The following is a 24,127-nucleotide window of genomic DNA, read 5'->3' as shown; positions in this document are numbered from 1 at the left end:
AAATCATGTGCGATGTAAGGTCAGTCTTATACTCTTGTTACAACTTAATTTTTTTATAGAAAAAGAAATTAAATATCCGGGAAAGCTATATAACTTTCAAAGCGAAAAAGGATTATATTTGAACACTCCAATACATCAGATTAGTATAGATAGAACAGAATATTTTAAAAACAATTCACCCTCACTGAGCAATCTGTCTTAAAACCGTCTGTAAAATACCACCATTTTTCAAATAATTAATTTCATCAAGGGTGTCAACACAACAAATAATCGGAACACGTTTGGACATACCATCAGAATAAGAAATTTCTAAAATGGATTGTTGTCGAGGAGAAATCATTTTTAATCCCTTAATATCAATGATTTCATCGCCTTTAATATTCAATTTTTCCCAAGACATATCCTTTTCGAAGGAAAATGGAATAATGCCCATACCTATCAAATTGGAGCGATGTATACGCTCAAAAGATTCTGCAATGACTGCTCGTACTCCTAATAGTTTAGTCCCTTTAGCAGCCCAATCACGTGAAGAACCATTTCCATATTCAGAGCCAGCAAACACCACTAAAGGTATTTTATCAGCTTTATATCTCATGGCAGCATCATAAATAAAAACTTCTTCTTTAGAAGGATAATGGATAGTATACCCCCCTTTCCTGCCTTTTTTACCAAGCATATGATTGAAAATACGGATATTGGAAAAAGTACCTCGAACCATAACTTCATGATTTCCTCGCCGAGTACCAAACTGATTAAAATCATTTTCTTCAATACCTTGCTGAAGCAAGTAGTGTCCAGCAGACGATTCTAATGGGATCGATCCTGCAGGAGAAATATGATCCGTCGTAATTTTACTCCCCAATAGACATAAGATACGAGCTCCACAAATATCTGAAACATCTCGATTAGTATCTGCAATCATTTCAAAATAAGGAGGATTGCGCACATAAGTGGAATTTTCACCCCATATATAAGTTTCACTCTCAGGAACATTGATATTCCACCAACTACTATCACCCTTAAATACGTTGGAATACTTTTTCTTATATAAATCACGTGTCACATACTGATTGATATAACTTTGAATCTCACTATCTGTTGGCCAAATATCCTTGAGGTATACAGGATTTCCTTGTTGATTCTCTCCTATAGGATCCTTCGTAATATTTTTTCTTATAGTTCCAGCAAGCGCATAAGCAACCACCAAAGGAGGAGATAAAAGATAATTAGCTTCTACATCCGGAGAAATACGTCCTTCAAAATTACGATTTCCTGATAATACACCAACTACCACTAATTTTTTTTCATTAATAACTGCGGAAATTTCTTGATTTAATGGCCCAGAATTTCCAATACACGTTGTACATCCAAAACCAACAAGATTAAATCCTAATGCATTTAAATATTCTACAAGCCCCGCCTGTACAAGATATTCATAAGCTACTTGTGACCCTGGAGCACAGGATGTTTTAACCCACGGCTTGGATTTTAAACCTGCACGAACAGCATTACGGGCTAACAAACCTGCTCCTATCATCACAGATGGATTAAAGGTATTCGTACAAGATGTTATGGCAGCAATTACTACATCCCCATGTTTTAGATAAAAATCATATCCTTCAACAGGATACTTTTCCTCCAATGTATCATATTTTTTGTAATATTGATCCATCGCAACGAGAAAATTAGAAGGTACTTCGCCAAGAGGAATACGAGATTCTGGACGCCTAGGACCTGAAACGGAAGGAACAATATCTCCGAGAGATAACTTTATCTTCTTTGTAAATACAATTTTTTCGTAGTCTATGTCTTCACGCCACATACCTTGAGCTTTGTTATAAGCTTCAACAAGGGCAACACGATTTTCAAGACGATTAGATAAGCGTAAATAATCAGTAGTTATCTTATCAACTGGGAAAAATCCACACGTAGCACCATATTCTGGAGCCATATTAGCTATAGTAGCACGATCTGCAAGCGCCATATTTTCAAAACCTGAACCAAAAAATTCGACAAACTTTGATACAACCCCTTCTTTGCGCAATATCTGCACAATTGTCAATACAAGATCTGTTGCTGTAACTCCTTCTTTAAGTTCACCACTCACCTCAAAACCCACAATCTCGGGAATCAACATTGAAATAGGCTGTCCCAACATCGCAGCTTCTGCTTCGATACCACCGACACCCCAACCTAAAACACCTAACGCATTAATCATCGTAGTATGACTATCAGTACCCACACAAGTATCAGGATAAGCTATATTTTCTCCATCTTTATTTTGAGTCCAAACAGATTGAGCAAGATATTCAAGATTGATCTGATGACAAATACCTGTCCCAGGAGGAACGACACGGAAGTTATTAAAGGCCTTTTGCCCCCATTTTAAAAAACAATACCGCTCCTCATTACGCTGATATTCCAATTCTTTATTACGCATTATTGAACTTTTTTTTCCAAAATGGTCTACTATTAGGGAATGATCTATCACAAGATCAACAGGAACTAGAGGATTAATATCCTGAGGATCTCCACCTAAAACGCAAATTGCATCACGCATAGCAGCCAAATCAACAACAGCAGGCACACCTGTAAAATCTTGCATTAGAACACGAGATGGACGATAAGCAACTTCACTCTCAACTGTTCCCTTGTTATCCAACCATTTTACGAATGCATAAATATGTTCTTGCGTAACAGTACGGCCATCTTCAAATCTCAATAAATTTTCAAGCAAAACTTTTATTGAACATGGAAGACGAGATATACCCTGCAAACCATTAGCTTCAGCCTTTGGTAAGCTATAATAAACATAATCAATCCCTCCGACCGATAGTACAGAGCGACAATTAAAACTATCCAAGGATTGCGACATATCCACACCTCTTTATTATGAAACACACACAAGAACGCAAAATTTAAAAAATAAATTCAACAATTAATCATGAAGAAAAATATAAAAATCACTTAATTATTTGATATACCATTGAAATTTAATGTAATCGTAAAAATCATATCAATACATTGCTTTTTTAAAAAATTGTAATTCATTTCTTTAATCTTGCAATTCCAGCCATGGCATATTGCAAATAAATTAATATATCTTATATCCTTGCAGAAAGAACGAATTATACTATCCAATGCATTCTTATCTATCACTTCAAGAAAAGTTCAATAATTTATTTAACTTCAAAGAAGTTAGATATAAACACAATTAATTACTACTTTCATATAGTAGCTGACTGATATCGTTAAAAAATACATCTTGCTATCTTTTTCTTCTACCCGTCACTCTACCTTCTTTTTCTTTTAACTTATGATAGACAATAAAAAACATAAAATAAAATTTTCATTAACCATCATTAATAGTAAACTTATGTACATTACAATATTATCCGATGGCACACCAAATCGATATCCAAAAATAAATATTTTCCAATATTTTAAAAAAAAATGAAAAAAGCGATCCATTAAAGAACGCTTTTTCTCATATAATAGTTTATTTTAGGTTTTTCTAATCTCTTCTATTTCCTAAAAGTCTGAGCAAGCTTATGAAAATATTGACAAAATCCATATATAATCTCAAAGCTCCTAATACAGACTGACGTTCTATATATTCCATACCATAATTATCTGCATATTGTTCCTTAATTACCTGGGTGTCATAAGCTGTAAGAGCAGAAAAAATCACTACTCCCATAGCAGCTATAGCCATATCAACAACAGAAGAACCCATAAAAATATTGGCCAACATTAATAAAAACAGCCCGCACACTCCCATCAACATGAAAGACCCAATAGGACCCAAATCTTTCTTTGTTGTATAACCATACAAGGACAAGGAAACAAAGGAGGCCGCAGTAATAAAAAACGTCTGTACAATACTCTTATTGGTATACATTATAAAAATGGAAGAAATAGCCAATCCTATGAGAGCCGCATATACAAAAAATGTAATTCTTGCTGCATTTATGCTCAAAGAATTAATACGGACGGACATAAAGATACACACACCTAAGGGCGCAAACATTACTACCCACGACAAGGGAGAGGCATATAAAAGAGTACCAAAACTCGTTAACATAACACCACTTTTAAGGACATAAGACGCTGCATATGGGTCCAAGGTAGTAGCAAACCCACTAATGAGAAACGATACAATCCCTGTAACGACGAGACCAAGGGCCATAAGGTTATAAACCTTTATCATATACGCACGTAAACCCTGGTCAATTGTAGAATCAAATCCACCTCTTGAATTTTGAACTCTTTGGTAATCACGAATATCAGACATTTTTATCCTCTAAAAACTAAATATCTTGCACTATAACTATACAAGCACTAATCCTAAACCCAGCATCACTTAATTAGGACAATATTAAAATAAAACCCAATAGGACTCAAAATCCACACCAGGCACATGAGTGATTATAAATTATAATCCAATTTTTGCAATCAAATATTTGCTCTCATAGTGTACTGTATCCTTGAATTTTATCTTTTTCTTAAACACCGTATTTTTCACTTAAATCATAATACCAAAAATTCTATAATATTTTACATACTCAAACTATTTATCAAAATATAAACCCACTTCGATTCATTGATATATAATTCATTGCAAAAAACAAATCAAATACTAGAAATAAACTCTATATTATTAAACTAAAGAAATGACATGTTGAAATCGTTTAGCTTCTAATAGTGGATCAGCCGCTCTCACGATAGGGCGAGAAACAACAATATGACTAGCACCATAGTTTATTGCCTCTTCTGGAGTTGCAAATCTTTTCTGATCATCTGTTGCGTCACCTATCATCCTAATACCAGGAGTCACAACCGCCATATGATTACCCACTATTTTCCGCACCATCATCGCTTCTCTAGGAGAGCATACTATTCCACCCATCCCTATATCACGTGCTTGAGTCGCACGCATTTTTACTATAGTAGAGATATTTTTTTCATAACCGGATTCTTTGAGATCCAATTCATCCATCGAAGTCAATATAGTCACAGCAAGCAAGCAAATACCTGTCCCTCGCGCAGCATCTACAGCTATACGCATAGTTTGAGGATATGCATGCACCGTTAGCATTAAAATTCCCATTTTTGCTATATGCTCAATAGCAGAGGCTACTGTATTCTCTATATCTAACAGCTTCATATCCAAGAACACACTCTTGCCGTCTAACGCCAAATCACGCGCCAATTCTAACCCTCCCGCAAAGAATAGCTGATAACCTATTTTATAGGAGGATACCGTATCACTTAAAACCGACACGATTCTTTCTGCTTCCTTTACCGTTGGAAGGTCAAGACCAACAATCAAACGATTTCTCTTAAGAAGATCAACTTTCAACGCAACACTCATCAAATGACTAATAAACAAATTTATTAACAAATAAAATCCAAAACATTCATAATTTCCACTTCATCAACGTAATACCTGTTTTTCTTTTATACAAAATATCATCGATAAAAATTAAAAGATCTTATTGTTTGAATACTATGGATTGAATTCCATGTAATTTTATAAATTTACTTTGAATTTTAATGTACTTATATTCTCATAGGCATTAAAACATAAAATGCATCTTTATTCTCAAAACCTTGTATAAGAGCAGAAGAACTAGAGCTATCTAATCGAAAAACAACATCATCATCTGAAATATTACCAATGATTTCCAACAAATATTTATAATTAAAACAAATATCCATTGGGCAATCATGATAATTTACATCCAAATATTCTATGGCCTTACCCATTTCAGGATTGTCAACCGTCATACACAACTTTTCAGAGGACAAAGATAATTTTACTGCTTGATTACGTACAGATGATATTGTCGATACACGATCAACAGCCTGTCTCAAACTACTACAATTCACCCGCAATACTTTATCATTATTATGGGGAATTACATTCTGATAATGAGGAAATTCTCCATCTATCAACCTTATACTCATAGAAAGACGACCTATATTCAGATGAATACGTGATTCAGAAATGCTAATCTTTACAGACAAAAATTTAACTGTAGAAATAATTTTCTGAATTTCTCCAACCGCCTTACGCGGTACAATGATACTGGGCATTTTCGCAATTGGAACATTAACCTTAGCTACAGCTAAACGATGTCCATCCGTTGCCACAGCACATAATGTTGAATCTTCTTCATTAATATGAAAAAAAATACCATTTAAATAGTATCTTATTTCTTCAGTCGCCATCGCGAAATGCGTACGTTCTATAAGAATTTTTAAAACAGACGATTCAAGTTCAAAAGAATATTCATAATCCTCTTCTTTTATATTGGGAAATTCCGATTCTGAAAAAGATTGTAAATAAAACTGTGAATCGCCAGAAACAACCTTTACTTCCGTTCCCTGTGCATCACTCTTAGAAAACAAAATTTCCGAACCCTCAGGAAATTTACGAACTATGTCATAAAGAAGATGGGCAGAAACAGTAGCAGAACCACCAACATTAATTACAGCAGGTATCACTTCTGTAATTTCAATTTCAGGACCGCTCGCTTTCATCTTCAAAGAACCATCAATGGTCTGTAAAAAAACATGACAAGCTACTGGAATAGTAGTCCTACGTTCAATAATTCTACAAACATGGTTCAAAGGCTCTAATATATTAGAGCGCTCAACAATAATCTCCATTATAGCCCCAGATTATTTCCTTACAAAATCAAAAAAAATTTACAGGTATAATAATATTAAAAAGACAATTCATCAATCAGATTTATCTTGATAACAGAATTATGCCTTGATAGTAGTTAAGCTTAGTTTTTTGCCTCAATCCACAAAATAAAAAATAGGTTATTCCCATGGCCATAGTATATAATATATTTTTTAGAATTTAATACCAGTTATTAACACGATCATTGATATAATTCATAAAAAATCTTCTTTATTTGAATAAGGAGGAAAAATCTGATGAAAGAATATTCCCTTTTAAAAAGCTCCTCTCAATATTTTTCAACACCAGATCCTATAATAACCAGTTTATTAGATACAGATTTTTATAAGTTTCTCATGTTGCAATTAATTTGGAAGTTTTATCCCAATATTAATGTGACTTTTTCGCTATTTAACCGCCAACAAAAATTGAACTTCTCAGATAAAATAGATGAATCTGAATTACGAGCTCAACTTGATTACGCCCGCTCTCTACGAATCACTGAAAAAGAAAAAGAATGGCTCAATCATAATATTTTTTATGGTAAAAAACATATTTTTGAACCAAATTTTCTAACCTGGCTCTCTAATTTTCAACTACCAGAATATGACCTTTCACATAAAAAAGGCCAATATATCCTTAAATTTCATGGATCGTGGAAAGATATTAGCCTATGGGAAATCCCTTCTTTAATCATAATAAACACACTCTATTCCCGAACAATCATCCGCTCAATGAAGCCTTTTTATTTAGATTTGCTATATGCCCAAGCAAAAGGAAAGCTTTGGTCCAAGATTGTTAAACTAAAAGAATTTTCTGGATTAAAAATTGTCGATTTTGGAACACGCCGTCGACATTCTTTTGCCTGGCAAAAATGGTGCATAGAAGCTTTACAAGAAGGCATTACTGATTCATTTCTTGGCACTTCTAATGCTCTACTTGCCATGAATCATGCAATCAATGTCATCGGAACTAGCGCACATGAATTACCTATGGTAGCTGCTGCGATAGCGCAAACGGACATAGAAACTCAAAACTCTCCTTATCAAATGATGCAAAAATGGAATAGCCTATATGATGACAATTTACTCATAGCACTGCCTGACTCTTTTGGCACTGATTTCTTCTTAGAACATGCTCCTTCTTGGGTGGCAAAATGGAAAGGATTCCGCCACGATAGCGCCTCTCCCATTGAAGGAGGGGAAAAAATACTTGCCTGGTGGGAAAAAATGAATTGCGAAACCCACAATAAAATTTTGATTTTTTCCGATAATCTTGATGTTGATTCAATTATCAACACCTACAAACACTTCGAAAATCGCGTACCTATGATCTTTGGATGGGGAACAAACCTTACTAATGATTTTGGTGGCTGCATGCCTTGCAATAATACACAAATAGAAAAATTACAAATTGTATGCAAAGTAATTAAAGCGAACAACCAACATGTCGTAAAATTGTCTGATGATCCAGTAAAAACAACAGGAAATACATTAAAAATTAAACGCTATTTAAAACTATTCAAAACACAAAAATAAGAGATGATTTTCAATAATCATATAAGATGATCCGTTATCTCCCCCTAATAATAAAAAGAAGAAAAGAAAACGCATTACAATCCTAGTTATAAGCCATATTCATACAATACAACACATGTACGAATTTTGACATTCTCCCCAAACTAAAAGCCGAGGATTCCTATTACTGTTCAGCCCAAAGACTGAATCATTTTAATGGATTCTTATTTCAACAAGCGGCTTTGATTCGCCATCTGGAAAGTACGGCATCTCCTGCCGCTGGAATATTATAAGCAGTGGTGAAAAAGATACGTCCAACCCTATGATAAAAAGGTTACTACGACAAAGATCATTTATAAACTCGCTAAAATAATAGTGGATTGTACTTGAAAGGTAAGCTATAAGGTTTATAAATCATTGATTATTCATTATTCTGATCTGGTCTTACTTTGATTTAAGTCATTGATTTTGCTTTTCTCTGGCGGACAGAGAGGGATTCGAACCCTCGATACGCTTTCACATATACACGCGTTCCAGGCGTGCGCCTTAGACCACTCGGCCATCTGTCCTCTTAAACAAAATTCTATACACATGGATGCGATGAATATCTTATTAATCCATAAATCTTTTTGATAAACAAAAAGAAATGCTCAGACACCTATTCTTTATTGCTATCAGAATCATCAGAATCATTCCCACGATTCTTAAGAGCTATACCTAGTATATCACCAAGCGAAGCCCCTGAATCTGAGGAACCAAACTGAGCTATAGCACCTCTTTCCTCTGCTATTTCCAAAGCTTTGATAGACAAGGAAACCTTATTGTCTTTTCTAGAAGTGCCTACAACACGAGCATCTACTATTTGTCCCTTAGAAAAACGTCCAGGATCTTGATCCGCGCGATCTCGAGATAAATCAGAACGACGTATAAACGAAGTAATACCTTCATGATCAATAAGAGTAACCTCTATACCACCCTCATTAATCGCAATCACTTCACAAGATACGACAGTATTCTTGCGCAAAGCACTTGCAGAATCGGCAATATCTGGAGCAGAACCGCTAAGCTGTTTTATTCCTAAAGATATACGTTCCTTTTCAATATCGACATCTAGGACAATAGCTTTAACAACATCGCCTTTGTTATATTCTCCGATTACTCTCTCTCCAGGACGATTCCAGTCCAGATCAGAAAGATGAACCATTCCATCCAAATTATCGTCAAGACCAATAAATAACCCAAATTCAGTCTTATTCTTAATCTCCCCTTCAACTTCTGTACCAGGCGGATGACTTTCAGAAAACGCTTTCCAAGGATTGATAAGAGCTTGCTTCAAACCAAGAGAAATACGCTTCCTAACAGGATTAATTTCTAAAATAACAACTTCAACTTCTTGACCAACAGATAGAATTTTACTCGGATGAATATTCTTCTTTGTCCACGATATTTCAGAAATATGGGCCAATCCCTCAATGCCAGCTTCTAATTCAATAAATGCCCCATAATCCGTAATGTTTGTAACAACACCCGTCACTTTACTTTCTTCAACGTATCTGTCCTTAATATCATCCCAAGGATTTTTTTCTAGCTGCTTCATCCCGAGAGATATTCGATGCGTCTCTTGATTGATTCGTATGATCTGTACTTTAACCTGCTGTCCTACGCTTAAAACTTTCGAAGGATGCTGGATACGATGCCAGGCTATATCCGTAACATGCAACAAACCGTCAACACCAGACAAGTCCACGAATGCACCGTAATCCGTAATATTCTTAACGATACCTTCAATAACTTGACCCTCTTCAAGTTTCTGCACTATTTCAGAACGCTGTTCAGCACGCGATTCTTCTAGAACCGCTCGACGCGAAACAACAATATTTCCACGCCTTTTATCCATTTTTAAAATTTCGAAAAGCTGAGGCTCATGCATAAGAGGAGTAACGTCTCTTATAGGGCGAACATCTATCTGAGAGCGAGGCAAAAACGCAATTTCTCCATTCAGATCAACAGTCAAACCACCCTTTACCTGATTAAAGATTACGCCTTCAATTCTCTCTCCTGCCGCAAATTTTGCTTCTATCTTTTCCCACACCCCTTCACGCAGTGCTTTGTCACGAGAAAAAACAGCTTCTCCGAAAGAATTTTCTATACGCTCAATATAAACTTCAACTTCATCGCCAACTTTAATGGTTGCTTCTTGTCCTTTTCCCATGAACTCTTTAAGGGGGATACGCCCCTCAAACTTAAGTCCTGCATCAACAACCACTATATCTTTCTCTAAAGATACAACAATACCTTTAGATACACAATTTTCAGCAAGATCCTTCTTAGAAAAACTATCCTCAAGAAGGGTGGCAAAATCCTCGCGGGATGGACAGGTAAAAGACATCAACACTCCTGATAGAAACAACCTCAAATAAACACAAAATTTCTATTACTTTCTCTTCCCTAACAACTTAGGATTCGAGAACATAACAAAAAAACCTAAAATCAAACTAATAAAGAGAAAACAAGTAAAAACTTTTAACCGCTGTAGAGCTTTGTGTCAACAAGTCCTTTTGCAACTTTACACATAGTGCCTATACTCATTAATGATGTATCAAAAAAATAAGCATCTTTAGCTTGTACAAGCGGACAACAATCCCGCTCTTTATCCTTATTATCACGTTTTTGTAAATCTTCCAAAACTTTTATATAATCACCTTCTTCTCCGCAAGCAAGCATTTCATTGTAACGCCTCCGTGCCCGCACATTTAAAGAAGCTGTTACATAAAACTTTACCCTAGCGTTTGGGCAAACTACTGTCCCTATATCCCGCCCATCAAGAACTACACCTGGCTCTTTTTGAGCAAAAGACCTCTGGATATCAATCAATGCATGACGAACAGACGATATAGTAGCCACGTGCGAAGCTACCTTAGAAATGGCATGCGATGAAAATTGTATTTTATCCTTTAAGTGAGATAAAACAATATTTTGTGCTACTTTTACCACCTCTACTTCATCATCCAATGATATATTAGAATCCAAAATATTGGCAGCAACAGCTCGATAAATTAAACCAGTATCAAGACAATGAAACCCATATTCCCGCGCAATAAAACGAGATAAAACGCCCTTTCCTGCCGCCGCAGTGCCATCAATAGCAATAATCACGCCCATACTTTTTACCTAATCCATCCTTTCAATTCTAGCGCCTAAGCCTTGCATTAAATTTATAAAATCCTGAAAAATAGTAGAGGCCATGCTACAGTCGTCTACAATAACTGAATATTCTGATGCAAGCCCCATAACAAGAAAACTCATCGCTATACGGTGATCAAATTTTGGTTGTACCATACGCCCTGAACGTGATCCTAATCCTTTTCCGCCAGGAACACCCATCACCACAAGATCATTTTCTCCTTGTTCACATTGAACATTGTTAATGCTGAGTCCCTCTAAAATCGTAGACAATTGTTCTAATTTTCCCATCCCCTTTATAACCGTTCTTCCCTCAGCAAAAGCAGAAATTATCGCTAAAATAGAATATTCATCTATCATATATGGCATACGATCCTCAGAAATCGTAATTCCTTTCAGATTGGAAAATCGAACTTGAATATCTGCAATATTTTCACCGCTTTCAATTCGATGATTGACAAAAACAATATCCGCCCCCATGTCTTGCAATATATTAATCAATCCAATACGCGATGGATTAATCAATACATTTAAGATTTGCACATTAGATCCAGGGATTAACAAAGCTGCAGCCAATGGAAAAATAGCAAAAGAAGGGTCTCCTGGTATTGTTAAACTACATCCTGAAAGCTTCTTTCTTCCTTCTATTTGCACCGAATATCCTCTAATTTTATCGGATTTTACTAATAAGTCGACTCCAAACTCCTTGAGCATTATTTCCATATGATTTTGCGTTTTCATAGACTCAATGACCTTAGTTACCCCAAGGGAATTGAGACCGGCCAACAAAACAACCGATTTCATTCGCGCAGAAACCATAGAAGATTTATAAACAATTGGATTGGGCGTCTTCGGTCCATGTAAAGAAAATTCCAAGCAGTTTTTTTTAGCTGGCACTACCTGCGTCCCCATTTGAATCAAGGGGGTTAAGACACGTTCCACTGCCTTTTTTGAAAGATCCCCTCCTTTAAAAAAAGTTTGAAAGTCATATACACCAACAAGCCCCATTGTTAATTCACATCCTATTTCGGAATTCTCGAAATCCAGAGGAGATTCGGGGGCAAGAAGACATCCATTCCCAACACCTTTTATAATCCATTCACCATTTTTTTTTGTAAAATGTGCCCCTAAACAATTCATCGATTTTATTGTTTTGAGCACATCATCACTTTCAAGCAATCCGCTAATCCGCGTCTCTCCCGAAGCAAGCCCCCCCAATATAATGGAAAAATGCGAAATAGACCTGTCCCCTGGAACGCAAATAGTCCCTGTCAATCCGGAAGAACAAGAAGACCTAGCAGGTCTTTTTTTATATAAAAATGGCAAAAAATTTCCACTCGACATAATAAAAGGAACAATAATATAACAACAGGAATACAAATCATATTGCAAATTACAACACTGCAAAGAAAAATATATCTTTATCAAACACATGTTCTCTTGCTTTTTTACAATCATTAGCATAATATTTCATCTTCGTTATAGATAGATATGCTAGTTCACCTATATTTGAGGACTTTATATTTTGGCAAAACCAGAACTTGGAACTAAAAGAACCTGTCCCGACACGGGCAAAAGGTTTTATGATTTAAATAAGAAGACTATTGTATCCCCATATACACAGAATTCTTGGCCCTTGTCGTATTTTGAAACAGCCCCTACCCCTGAAGAGGCAGATGAAATTTCCGTCCTTGAAGAAGAAAAAGAGGTCAAAGTTTTCACAAAACATCCAGCAATCGAAGGGGAAGAAAATATTACATCCAAGGAAGATGATAGTAGCCTTGATATGAAATACGTTCAAGAAATAGATCTAGATGATGATGATGTCCATGATGATTTCCTTGAGCAAGCTGACGATGATACTGATTCTGATGTGGTTTGATATTTGGAGAGTCAAGTTAGCGTTTAAAAGTATACGATATAGCAAAAAATAGCTATTAAAATAACGCTACTATTTGTTCTTATTATCAAAGAAAACATGCATTTCTTATTTGTTTTAGGTAGTCAAGACGTATCTATAAATAGGGGCTATAGCTCAGCTGGGAGAGCGCTTGCATGGCATGCAAGAGGTCAGCGGTTCGATCCCGCTTAGCTCCACCAATGCATGTGATAATCACACATAAACAAATTATTTATTTATATCCTATGCGCTGTTGACTAACTAACTATCTATTCTACCATAAGATATCACGATATGCTTCATTGCAATTAAGATATAAACTTGTACCCGCGATTTCAAAAATAGATCTGTGCAAAAAAAAATTTATTTTTGCATTGAATTGGTTTAAGCTTGCCTTCATAGGAGTTTTGTTCCTATTTAAGGGAAAAGCATGAATTAGTAGAGAAAATTCAGTGCGCGAGTCTACTTTTTTATATCAATCGGATTGATGTAAAATTTAAAATTGTACGATCAGTGGTTTATTAATCGAAATTATAGTGCGATAGATCCAAAAGAAAGATGAATTAGGTAAGTGTTTTATTATGGAAAATAGAAAATCTAGTTATAGTTATGAGGATATCCTTAGCTGTGGACAAGGCGAAATGTTTGGTGAGGGTAACGCTCAGCTCCCCACCCCTCCAATGTTGATGTTTAATCGCATAACACACATTTCTAAAGCTGGGGGAACTTATAATCAAGGATTTGTGCGAGCTGAAATGGATGTTACTCCAGACTTATGGTTCTTCCAGTGCCATTTTAAAAACGATCCTGTAATGCCTGGGTGCCTTGGATTAGACGCCCTATGGCAACTTGCAGGTTTCTTTCTTGGGTGGTTGGGAGAGCTTGGTAGAGGAAGAGCAATCTCCGTTTCTAACATAAAATTCAGAGGCATGGTAACGCCTAAATGCAAGATCATTGAATATGGAATAGATTTTAAAAGAATAAGTCGACGTCAAGTTGTTCTTGGAGCAGCTGATGGATGGGTAAAAGTCGACGGGGAAAAAATATATACAGCGGAAGATTTACGCGTTTGCCTTTATGCAAATGATGAGCTCACCTAATGGAATATGAAATTATTGCAAATCAACAAAAGAGGCCTTTATTATGAGACGGATAGCAGTGACAGGAATGGGAATTGTATCTTCCATCGGAAACAATGTTTCTGAAGTTGCGACAGCACTATGGAAGGCACAATCCGGCATCACATTTTCGGAGGATTTCGCAAGGCTTGGTTTTCGTTGCCAAGTATGGGGAAAGCCAGACCTTAATGAGGCAGAGTTAGTCGATCGAAAGGCTATGCGTTTTCTGTCGCAAGGGGGAATGTGGGGACATATCGCTATGCAGCAAGCAATTGCTGATTCTGGCTTGGACCAATCTGAAATAACCCATGAAAGAACCGGATTAATTGTGGGATCAGGAGGGCCCTCTACTAAATGCATCGTAGATTCTGCACAACTAACTCAAGAACATCTCAATACTCGACGTGTAGGCCCATTTGCAGTGCCCAAAGCAATGTCATCGACAGCTTCTGCAAATCTGTCAACTTGGTTTAAGATACTTGGAACAAGCTATTCAATATCTTCGGCTTGCTCTACTTCTGCTCACTGCATTGGAAATGCTGCAGAACTAATCCAATCTGGGAAGCAAGATATAATGTTCGCAGGAGGGCAAGAAGATCTTGATTGGACAATGTCTAATCTTTTTGATGCAATGGGCGCTATGTCTTCGCATTTTAATGACAATCCCCGTGCCGCCTCTAGACCCTATGATTCTCAACGTGATGGATTTGTGATCTCTGGAGGGGCAGCAATACTCGTTATGGAGGAAATGGAACGAGCTAAAGCACGTGGCGCAAAAATTTATGCTGAACTTTCCGGCTACGGGAGTACATGCGATGGTTGTGATATGGTATCTCCTTCTGGAGAAGGAGCTGTGCGTTGCATGCGTCAAGCTTTGAGTTCAGTACAGAATCCAATTGATTATATTAATACCCACGGAACCGCAACTCTTATAGGAGATAAAAAAGAAATTGAAGCTATTAAAGAAGTATTCAAAGATGATATCCCTCACATTCAATCAACAAAATCTCTAACTGGGCACTCCTTGGGTGCTGCTGGAGCACAAGAGGCAATATATTCCTTAATAATGATGCAAAAAAATTTTATTGGTGAAAGTAAAAATATTGAAGAAATTGATCCTGAATTTAAAGGATTACCAATAGTTCGGAAAAGAATTGATAATGTACAAATTGATACAGTTTTATCCAATTCTTTCGGATTTGGTGGAACAAATGCCACCCTTGTCTTTCAGCGCTATAAAGGATAAAAAAAATGGTTGATATCCTAAAGGGCAAACGCGGTCTAATAATGGGAATTGCAAATAATCATTCCATAGCATGGGGAATAGCCAAAGTACTCCAATCTGAGGGAGCACAGCTTTCCTTTTCTTATCAAGGGGAAGCAATTGGAAAAAGATTAAAACCTCTAGCATCAGAATTAAATTCTGACTTCACTATCCCTTGTAATGTAGAGGATTCAGCGTCTATAGATTCACTTTTTGCGCAAATTCAAGATCGCTGGGGCTCTTTGAATTTCATTGTACATTCCATAGGATTTTCCGACAAAAATGAACTGAAAGGTCCTTACGTCAATACTAGCCGTGATAATTTTATTCGCACTATGTTGATATCCTGTTTCTCTTTTACTGAGGTTGCAAAACGCGCAGCAAAACTAATGCCTCATGGAGGTGCCATGATTACTCTTACTTATGGAGGATCAACGAGAGTGGTACCTAATTACAATGTAATGGGAATTGCTAAAGCAGCTCTTGAATCCTCCGTTAAATATTTAGCATGTGACTATGGCCATATGAATATTCGCGTTAATGCCATTTCTGCTGGACCTATCCGTACTTTAGCTGGCGCTAGTATTGCGCATGGACGTGATATTGCTTCTTGGAGCAGAGATAATTCCCCTCTTCAACGTACAGTATCACTTGAAGATATAGGAAATTCAGCTCTTTATTTGCTTTCTAATATGTCTAATGGAGTCACTGGAGAAATCCATTACGTGGATTGTGGATATAACATTACCGCTATGCCTTTACATAATAAAAAAAACATTGATTAGATTGACTGTATAAAAAGGAATTAATTATAAAATTTATTTTCAAAGATACCATATGCAAACAATAGACTTAATACCGATTGTTTAATATTTAATACACGTAAATAAGGGTTCTATCCTTTGAAAAATGCAAATATATAAATAAATATTTAATAAATTAACTCGTTTTTAACTATGTTTGATAGATGATTAACAGGATTATATCTATATTATTGTTAAAAATATTATTAAGAGCAAATAAGATTCGATGAGTGGATTACGTCCAAAAAAAAACCATTCTAATGATACGGTATCTAAAAATTCAAGATTAGAGAGCGCGTTAGGTATGACGGATATCCAGAATATTAAAAATTGGATCCAAGAAGCTGCAGGAAAGGATCAAAAGAATCCTTTAAGCCAAGAGAAAAAAGAAAAAATACAATTGTTATGGTCTTCATTGAGAAAAATTTCTGGGGATAATACAGAAATAAGCAATCTCAACTTAGATACTTTCCCTCAGGACAAAAGTAATCCCAATAAAGAAAAGGAAGCCAACGATACTAATCAAGTATTTAATTTTTTAAGACAAAAAAGTTCTAATCCTCCTTTACAAAAGCAACAAACTTTTCAAGAAAAGAATAATTCCGCATATCAAGGAATAGATCAATCTCTAAAAAATACATTAAAGTCAAAATCCTCTTATGAGATAACAGAACATAACGCTAATTTTAAAAATTTTCATTGCGACATGGACAAACTAGCAAAGAGTATATCCGAATTATGTCGAATTATCTCTCTTTCTGGAATACAAGGATCTTATTCTAGCTTTGGAAAAACACTCTTAAAAATAGAAAATATTGCAAAAGAATATTCCTTGCAAAATGTAGGGGATACTTGGAAAGTTGCTTTGCAATACCTTAAAAAATTAGATTTCCAGAATTTACACGAAAAGATTAATGCCCTTTCATGCCAAATGGATAGTATGAAATGCGTCCTTGATCAAAAAAATTGCTCTAAAGAGCCTGTTCTTGATGAAAAAATATTGTCTATTTTGAACAATACCCATAATCTCCTTTCCCTTTTAAAACTTTTAAATGAGAAAATATCCGCCAAAGAGGCTTTGTCTATTAATACAAAACTTTCTGACATCAAGGCTATCGTCGAAAAAAACGAACAATTTACAGAATCGTATACCCAAAAATTTGTTAAAAAATGTGATGAAAGTTTCGAAAATATTGGGACAAAGATTCAAAATATACAAAACGAAGTTTTGTCACAGAAAAAATCCACTGAACAAAAATTACAATCTCTTGAATCACTAGATCAACGTCTCCAGAATTTGGATACTCATGTTCAAAATATCACACGACAACTAGAAGAAAAGCAAAATACCCCTCAAAACAATGTTCTTTTACGCAACTTAGAAAGACAAATTACTAGTATAAAAGAGGTTGTGACAACTAATACACGTGATCAGAAATTATCCCAAGAAGTTGCTAAGAAAATTTTTCATCTAGAAGATTTTATTGTGCAAACTGCGAATAAAACAGCTAAGTCAATGTTGAATTCGCTTGATGGACGTCAAGCTTTGGAGACAATTTTAAAAAACAATATGCATGAATATTTGAAAAAAGCACAACAGGTGCAGGCAGAACAAACAATCAAGAATTTTACTACACTCTATGATATGCTTGTGAAAATCATCCAAAAATTGGAAAATCCCTTGGAAGAAAATAGAAAGCCATCTTCTGTGCCTACTAATTTTTCTCCAAATTTTCAGTCTTCCCTACCCTTTGCAAATACTTCTCATACCGGAAAGGTTGATGGTACTTCACAAACCAAATTGGAATCAAATAAATTATCAATAAAAGAAAACCTACCTTTATTGTTTGCGTCAAAGCACCTTTTCAATGGTAAACCTAATAAGCTACATGACAATCCCAAAACATATAAAGAATCGTTTGATGATCGAGAAGAAGAACTTGATATTCCTCGCGACATACAACAAATATTAGAGCGAGTATCATCTATACAAAATGGGAATTTAGAAGATGACACAATTCCCCATTATATCTCTGCTGTAAGACGTGCAGCATCAAAATCCGTCATAGGGAATGAAACTCTAAAGAAAAAAAAAGAACGACGGGGTAAGATTAAAAGCATGATATTCAACAAGTGGGTTACATCTATGATGTTAGCGGCAACATTAATTGCCTCTTCCTTTTTGTTAGCACCTTCTTTAGTAGGGACAACATTTTTTTTTAGAGGATAAATAATTTCAATCTTATCCTAGCCTCTTAAATCAAATTTCTTAAAATCATTAGATAATTTGCAAAATTCTCTTTTATAAGAATGGGATACTTGTACGAACTCATATCTTTTTGATATGTCCATTCAAGAATCCATTCTCATTTTTTGCGCATTACGACAAGGAATTAAAAATCACGAATTTTCAAATTATGCATCAATTCACTACTGCTAGGTATATCATTTATAGGAGGTCCTAAAATTGCAATAGTCGGGACACTGCTAAATATTCGTTCTGCAATTTCGATAATATCTGTACAGGTAATGGCTGATATCGTATCGATTATCTCTTCATTGCAAAGAACATGCCCACAAAACATTACTTGTTTAGAAATCTCTGAAGCACGAAAATCAGAATCTTCTTGATTTATTATCAACTGTGCACGTATTTTTGCACATACCTTGCTTATTTCACTTTGTTCTATACCTTTTAACAAGGAATGTATTACCTCAACAATAGCAGATATGAGCTCTACAAGATTTTCTTTTGCCGTAGCAGCACTAATACAAAAAACACCATTATCAGAAAAATTGTTGTGATGTGCTGATATCGAATAGCATAATCCTCGTTTTTCTCGAACCTCTTGAAAGAGCCTTGAAGACATTCCACCCCCAAGAATAGATGTAAGTATCTTCGTAGGATAGAAATCACGAGATTGATATGCGCATCCTTTGAATCCTAAAGCGATATGCTCTTCTGCAAGATCTCGTTTCTGAATATATTCTCCACCAACATATACAGCTGGTTTTATATTTTCTTCTTTTGTTACAGCTGGATATACATTGAAATAGTTTTCGACCTGACGTAAACATGCATCATGATCAACTGATCCAACACAAACCACATATATACGATTTGCAGTATAATTTCGGGATATATAGGAAATTATTTTTTCTGATCCAAAAGATGCAACGGTATCTGGTTTTCCTAAAATTGGTCTTCCTATAATTTGATTTTTCCAAACTATTTCTAAAAAATGATCGTACAGAAAACTCCACGGATTATCTTCGGACATACCAATTTCTTCTAAAACAACACTTCTCTCTCGCTCTATATCAGATGGATTAAAAGAAGAATTACTTAGCATATCCCCGATAATATCAAGAGCTAGGGGCACATCATCTTTTAGAACCCGCGCATGGTAAGAAGTGTGTTCAACCGATGTATAAGCGTTAATATCCCCACCCACTTTTTCAATTTCTTCTACTATGTCTTTTGATGTGCGTCGCGATGTCCCTTTAAACAACATATGCTCAAGAAAATGTGCCATTCCATGCTCTTCTTCCCTTTCATCTCGAGAACCAGAACGTATATTTACTCCAACAAATGCACTTTTAAGATGTGGCATTACCTCAGTTATAACGGTAATTCCTGAAGAAGTTTTGCTAATTCTAAGATTCAATTTCGATCTCCACGTTTCTTGTTTTTGATAAACTCTTTAACTTGCTCTATATTATTACTCATTAATTTAAAACTTTCAGGTCTTTTCATAGTTTGTTGTAAAAACACAGGACAATTTGGAGTTATACTTGAAGCCATTTTTACAATATCTGGAAATTTTGCAGGATGTGCTGTAGCAAGTGTTACCATTGGCGTTGATAAGGTCTTTCTACACGCTAATGCAGCATGGATACCAACAGCTGTATGTGGGTCCAGAAGATAACTAGAATTCTCTAAAACGGAATGAATAACATCATTGACATCTTTCTGAGAAGCACTTCTAGCAGAAAAAAGACAAGATATTTTTTGCAAATGCTCCGGATAAATTTGAAAGTATTGTTGATTTTCCAGGGAATCAAATGCTTTTTTTACAAGAACAGAATCCCTCCCACTAATTTCAAATAGCAATCTTTCGAAATTAGAAGATATTTGTATATCCATTGCAGGAGATGTCGTCTCCTTTACTGTCTCCGGCTTATATATACCCGTATTTAACATACGAACCAGTGTGTCATTTTCATTGGTGGCTATAATTAATTGTTCTATAGGAAGACCCATTAATTTTGCAAAATATCCTGCAAAAATATCACCAAAATTACCCGTTGGAACACTAAAAGAAATCTTACGATCTGGAGCGCCCAGTACAATAGCAGAAACAAAGTAATAAACAATTTGAGCCATAATACGAGCCCAATTTATTGAATTAATTCCCGATAAATTGACTGAATTACGAAAATGAACATCTGCGAATAGATTTTTAACTATTTTTTGACAATCATCAAAACTACCTTCGATAGCTATAATATCAACATTAAATGCTCTAGAAGTCGTCATTTGTTTTTGCTGAACAAGAGAAACTCTTCCCTTTGGGAAAAGAATACAAACTTTAACTCTTTTCTTTCCTGCAAATGCCTTGATAGCAGCAGCACCCGTATCCCCAGAAGTCGCCCCTACTATTGTAATATACTGATCTCTTTCTTCTAAAATATGATCAATCAATTCTGCAAGTAATTGCATGGCTATATCTTTAAATGATAAAGTCGGACCATGAAACAATTCTAACAAGAAGTCATTTTTATCTAATTGAACAAGTGGTGTAACCGCAGCATTACGAAAACAATGGTACGCTCTATTCACTATTTCCTGAAGTTTGCTAGATTCAATCTCTTCCCCAACAAAAGGAAGAAAAATAAATTGTGCTATTTCTTCATAGCTTAAACCCCGCAAATTTCTAATCTCTTTTTCTGAAAAATAAGGAATATCTTTTGGAATATACAATCCTCCATCTTCTGCTAATCCAGAAAGGATTGCATCACAAAAACCAATATTCAGATCAACATTGCGCGTGGAAATATATTTCATAAAATCTACCATCAAAACTAAATTTTTTCAAAAAAAGGAAATACTATACAGATAAACATATTCCCAAAGGGGATATAATCATTTTTTTTGTTCTGTTAATGTATATTAAAGTCCAATTCATTTATCATAGGTTAATTGTATCATATACTATTAAATATCAGAAAGATTATATAATGGTTCAAAGATGATGAAGGATTTAATGTGTTTATAATCCCGGGTATTGGTAATCCAGGTAATGAAATGACCGCCATAATCTTGCTTTTATGGCAGTTGATAGTATTTATTCATTTTATCAATTCTCTTCTTGGAAAAAAAATTCAGCACTGAAATATCCGCTGAAAATCTTGATGGAATAAAAACAATTCTAGTTAAGCCACAAACGTTTATGAATTCATCTGGAAAAATCCATTGTTGAAATAGTAAATTTCTATAAACCCTTGTTGAAAAATTTCCTGATCATACACGATGGAGTAGATCTTAAAATTGGAAAAAATACGCCTTAAAATTGGTGGCGGAGATTCTGGACACAACGGATTAAAATCAATCTGTGAATAATCATGCATTAATTATTTTATAGCCAATCTTGTTTTGCGGGTTCAACTGTTTCCTGTTTCCAAAACATATCATGCCTCACTCCAAAATAGCTTGTGTAAATAATCGTCATTCATAATTAAAAAAAGACTGATATTCCTCTGAAAAGTCCTTGCCCTTAGAAATATATACAATATCCATTAATTCATCAAAAAAACATTACTTATTAAATTGATCTCAAAAGAAAAAACCTATTATTCAATGACATATAATACTTGTAATAATTTGATTTGGTACTGTCAAAAAGGCACAATACTCCTTTTGCTTACAATATATAACACCAATAACTTTACAAAAAATAGAATCCTAATCTTTAGAAAATAAAATAACGTTCGTAAAAAAGAATATGTGGATGGATTATGGATTAATATCGGCTAAATAGGCATTTTCCAATAATTTACTATCAATACATAAAAATTATGTAATCGCATTAATGCAGAAGTCATCAAACAAACCAATAATTACCTATAGCAATATAATAAATCGCGTATTTAGATAATAATGTAATAACAATACACTTTTTAATGCTGTTTCTTTCACATTTACTTCTCTGGCAAGGCATTAATTAACCGATTTTGATAATCTAATCATTAGATTGAAATGCATTGATCAATACCAATAATATCTCATTGATAATATGTTATACTTTTCACTCATAAAACGGCTTTAGTTAGCGGCATATAAATAACTAATCACTTCAATACTGCATTCAATTATGGATGATTATTTTTTAATTCCTCAAACATTGATTGTGCCAAAAAAGCTTGAGAAAGCTGTATACCCGGCAATACAAAATAGTATCCACCACCAAATGGCGTTATGTAACGCTCCAGGGGCTCACCATTAAGGCGGTTCTGGGTATCAATAAAACCTGTTTTTAAGTTTTTTTGATAAGCAACAAAGATCAATCCCATATTAAGCGAACCATTACTATTCACACCCAATGAATAGCTATAGCTACGACGCCTTAATTTTGCGGTATATCGTTCAGGATGACGCGGTTCTGCACGACGCATATGAGAATCAAATAATATGATATCACCATGTGGATCTTTTTCAAATTCAGGTGATTCCATTTCTTGTTTTTTTCCTATAGGAGCACCAGTTACCTTATGACGTCCAAAATCATTTTCCTGATCTTCTAATGGAGTTCTATCCCAAAACTCAAGACTAAAACGAATGAGACGTACTACTTGGTATGATCCACCCTTAGACCAAAATGGTTCATGATCCTTTTCTGTTACCCATATCAAATCATCCATTAACTTTGCATCATGAACTGGCGCATTACCTATCCCATCTTTAAATCCAAATAAATTGACAGGTGTGGCATTTTGATCAATATCTCGAGAAGGTAGGAAACCATCAATTTTCCATAATGGATATAGGTATGCAGATGTATGTCGTAAAATATCACGTAGCGCATAAATTACGCTTTCTTGACTATTTGCACAAATTTGTAACATTAAATCGCCACCATACCATTCTTTTTCCAATTTATCATTTGGAAAACTAGTCATATCTTTTAAAAAATACGGTTTAATCTTTTCAAGTCCAAAACGTGAATCAAACAAGCTATTTCCTAAGGAAACAGTAATTGTTAATGAATCAGGTTTTAAGTAAGAGCCTAGAATGCCAGATTCAGCGGGTGGCATCTTACGATTATGATTAATCGGTGCTGTTCGCGCTTTTGTTAAGTAAGCAATCCGATTAGTGAGTATTTTAAAAAGATTTTGTAATTCATCAAGTGTTTTAGCCGTAACATTCAAAGAAACAAATGATGCATTTTTCTGTTCGGATGTTATAACACCCGCCTGATGAACATCTTCAAAAGAAATGCTCTTCTCATAATTAGATGGACAGCCTCTTATATATTCTAGGATGATAATTATTAATAAAGTATAAACAATAATACCCAATGATAATATTTTAAATGCATTGCGTCTTAATATTTTATAATTTTTATTATACTTAATTTTCATATATTTT

General features: G+C 35.0%; 17 protein-coding genes and 2 tRNA genes. 8 read left to right on the top strand and 11 right to left on the bottom strand.

The window, feature by feature from the left end; genetic code table 11:
* Positions 1-181: 181 nt before the first annotated feature.
* The 4 genes from acnA to dnaN all read right to left on the bottom strand — a co-directional run bounded on the left by acnA (position 182) and on the right by dnaN (position 6,675).
* Positions 182-2,875, bottom strand: a complete 2,694-nt coding sequence (gene acnA / locus CKC_RS01710; protein WP_013461758.1) for an aconitate hydratase AcnA — start codon at positions 2,873-2,875, stop codon at positions 182-184.
* Between the two features lie 639 nt (positions 2,876-3,514).
* Positions 3,515-4,294, bottom strand: a complete 780-nt coding sequence (locus tag CKC_RS01705) for a Bax inhibitor-1/YccA family protein (RefSeq protein WP_013461757.1) — start codon at positions 4,292-4,294, stop codon at positions 3,515-3,517.
* Between the two features lie 366 nt (positions 4,295-4,660).
* Positions 4,661-5,374 (bottom strand): orotidine-5'-phosphate decarboxylase, encoded by a 714-nt coding sequence (pyrF, locus tag CKC_RS01700; RefSeq protein WP_044054231.1) that lies wholly within the window; start codon positions 5,372-5,374, stop codon positions 4,661-4,663.
* A 188-nt stretch (positions 5,375-5,562) separates the two neighbouring features.
* The gene (gene dnaN, locus CKC_RS01695; protein ID WP_013461755.1) at positions 5,563-6,675 is read right to left on the bottom strand and encodes a DNA polymerase III subunit beta; all 1,113 of its coding nucleotides are present in this window, start codon (positions 6,673-6,675) and stop codon (positions 5,563-5,565) included.
* Positions 6,676-6,951: 276 nt separating this feature from the next.
* On the opposite strand from dnaN, the gene pncB reads away from it, so the two are divergent.
* The gene (gene pncB / locus CKC_RS01690) at positions 6,952-8,232 is read left to right on the top strand and encodes a nicotinate phosphoribosyltransferase (protein ID WP_013461754.1); all 1,281 of its coding nucleotides are present in this window, start codon (positions 6,952-6,954) and stop codon (positions 8,230-8,232) included.
* Positions 8,233-8,690: 458 nt separating this feature from the next.
* On the opposite strand, the gene CKC_RS01685 is transcribed toward pncB, so the two are convergent.
* From CKC_RS01685 to CKC_RS01670, 4 genes are all read right to left on the bottom strand, one after another.
* Positions 8,691-8,780: transfer RNA gene (locus CKC_RS01685), tRNA-Ser, on the bottom strand.
* 89 nt (positions 8,781-8,869) lie between these two features.
* Complete coding sequence (gene rpsA / locus CKC_RS01680; RefSeq protein ID WP_013461753.1) at positions 8,870-10,600, bottom strand: 30S ribosomal protein S1; 1,731 nt, start codon at positions 10,598-10,600, stop codon at positions 8,870-8,872.
* A 134-nt stretch (positions 10,601-10,734) separates the two neighbouring features.
* Complete coding sequence (gene cmk / locus CKC_RS01675) at positions 10,735-11,373, bottom strand: (d)CMP kinase (RefSeq protein ID WP_013461752.1); 639 nt, start codon at positions 11,371-11,373, stop codon at positions 10,735-10,737.
* A gap of 9 nt (positions 11,374-11,382) precedes the next feature.
* Positions 11,383-12,738, bottom strand: a complete 1,356-nt coding sequence (locus CKC_RS01670) for a 3-phosphoshikimate 1-carboxyvinyltransferase (protein WP_050780907.1) — start codon at positions 12,736-12,738, stop codon at positions 11,383-11,385.
* A gap of 181 nt (positions 12,739-12,919) precedes the next feature.
* Between CKC_RS01670 and CKC_RS01665 the strand changes: the two genes are divergently transcribed.
* From CKC_RS01665 to CKC_RS01640, 6 genes are all read left to right on the top strand, one after another.
* Entirely contained in the window at positions 12,920-13,276 is a 357-nt protein-coding gene (locus CKC_RS01665; protein WP_013461750.1) for a TIGR02300 family protein, read from the top strand.
* A gap of 142 nt (positions 13,277-13,418) precedes the next feature.
* Positions 13,419-13,494 (top strand) — tRNA-Ala (locus CKC_RS01660).
* Positions 13,495-13,875: 381 nt separating this feature from the next.
* Positions 13,876-14,394, top strand: a complete 519-nt coding sequence (fabA, locus tag CKC_RS01655; RefSeq protein ID WP_013461748.1) for a bifunctional 3-hydroxydecanoyl-ACP dehydratase/trans-2-decenoyl-ACP isomerase — start codon at positions 13,876-13,878, stop codon at positions 14,392-14,394.
* Positions 14,395-14,437: 43 nt separating this feature from the next.
* Entirely contained in the window at positions 14,438-15,658 is a 1,221-nt protein-coding gene (gene fabB / locus CKC_RS01650; protein ID WP_013461747.1) for a beta-ketoacyl-ACP synthase I, read from the top strand.
* Between the two features lie 5 nt (positions 15,659-15,663).
* Positions 15,664-16,461 carry an enoyl-ACP reductase FabI gene (gene fabI / locus CKC_RS01645; RefSeq protein WP_013461746.1) on the top strand — a complete coding sequence of 266 codons (798 nt, stop codon included), beginning with the start codon at positions 15,664-15,666 and terminating at the stop codon, positions 16,459-16,461.
* Positions 16,462-16,783: 322 nt separating this feature from the next.
* Positions 16,784-18,709, top strand: coding sequence for a peptidoglycan-binding protein (locus tag CKC_RS01640; protein ID WP_244391980.1), 1,926 nt, complete (start codon positions 16,784-16,786; stop codon positions 18,707-18,709).
* Between the two features lie 163 nt (positions 18,710-18,872).
* Here CKC_RS01640 and CKC_RS01635 read toward each other — a convergent pair whose 3' ends face one another.
* Together CKC_RS01635 and thrC are read right to left on the bottom strand one after the other, a co-directional pair.
* Complete coding sequence (locus tag CKC_RS01635; protein ID WP_013461744.1) at positions 18,873-20,147, bottom strand: M16 family metallopeptidase; 1,275 nt, start codon at positions 20,145-20,147, stop codon at positions 18,873-18,875.
* Positions 20,144-21,547, bottom strand: coding sequence for a threonine synthase (thrC, locus tag CKC_RS01630; RefSeq protein WP_013461743.1), 1,404 nt, complete (start codon positions 21,545-21,547; stop codon positions 20,144-20,146). Before thrC ends, CKC_RS01635 begins: the two co-directional genes overlap by 4 nt.
* A gap of 304 nt (positions 21,548-21,851) precedes the next feature.
* On the opposite strand from thrC, the gene CKC_RS06375 reads away from it, so the two are divergent.
* Positions 21,852-21,962, top strand: coding sequence for a hypothetical protein (locus CKC_RS06375; protein WP_275450005.1), 111 nt, complete (start codon positions 21,852-21,854; stop codon positions 21,960-21,962).
* An 889-nt stretch (positions 21,963-22,851) separates the two neighbouring features.
* Here the strand turns inward: CKC_RS06375 and CKC_RS01625 are convergent.
* Positions 22,852-24,120, bottom strand: coding sequence for a Dyp-type peroxidase (locus tag CKC_RS01625; RefSeq protein WP_044054226.1), 1,269 nt, complete (start codon positions 24,118-24,120; stop codon positions 22,852-22,854).
* Positions 24,121-24,127 lie beyond the last annotated feature (7 nt).

This window comes from Candidatus Liberibacter solanacearum CLso-ZC1 (assembly GCF_000183665.1).
GTDB lineage: Bacteria > Pseudomonadota > Alphaproteobacteria > Rhizobiales > Rhizobiaceae > Liberibacter > Liberibacter solanacearum.
Note: the sequence above shows the minus strand (reverse complement) of the source record. Positions and strands in the feature narration are given on the sequence as shown.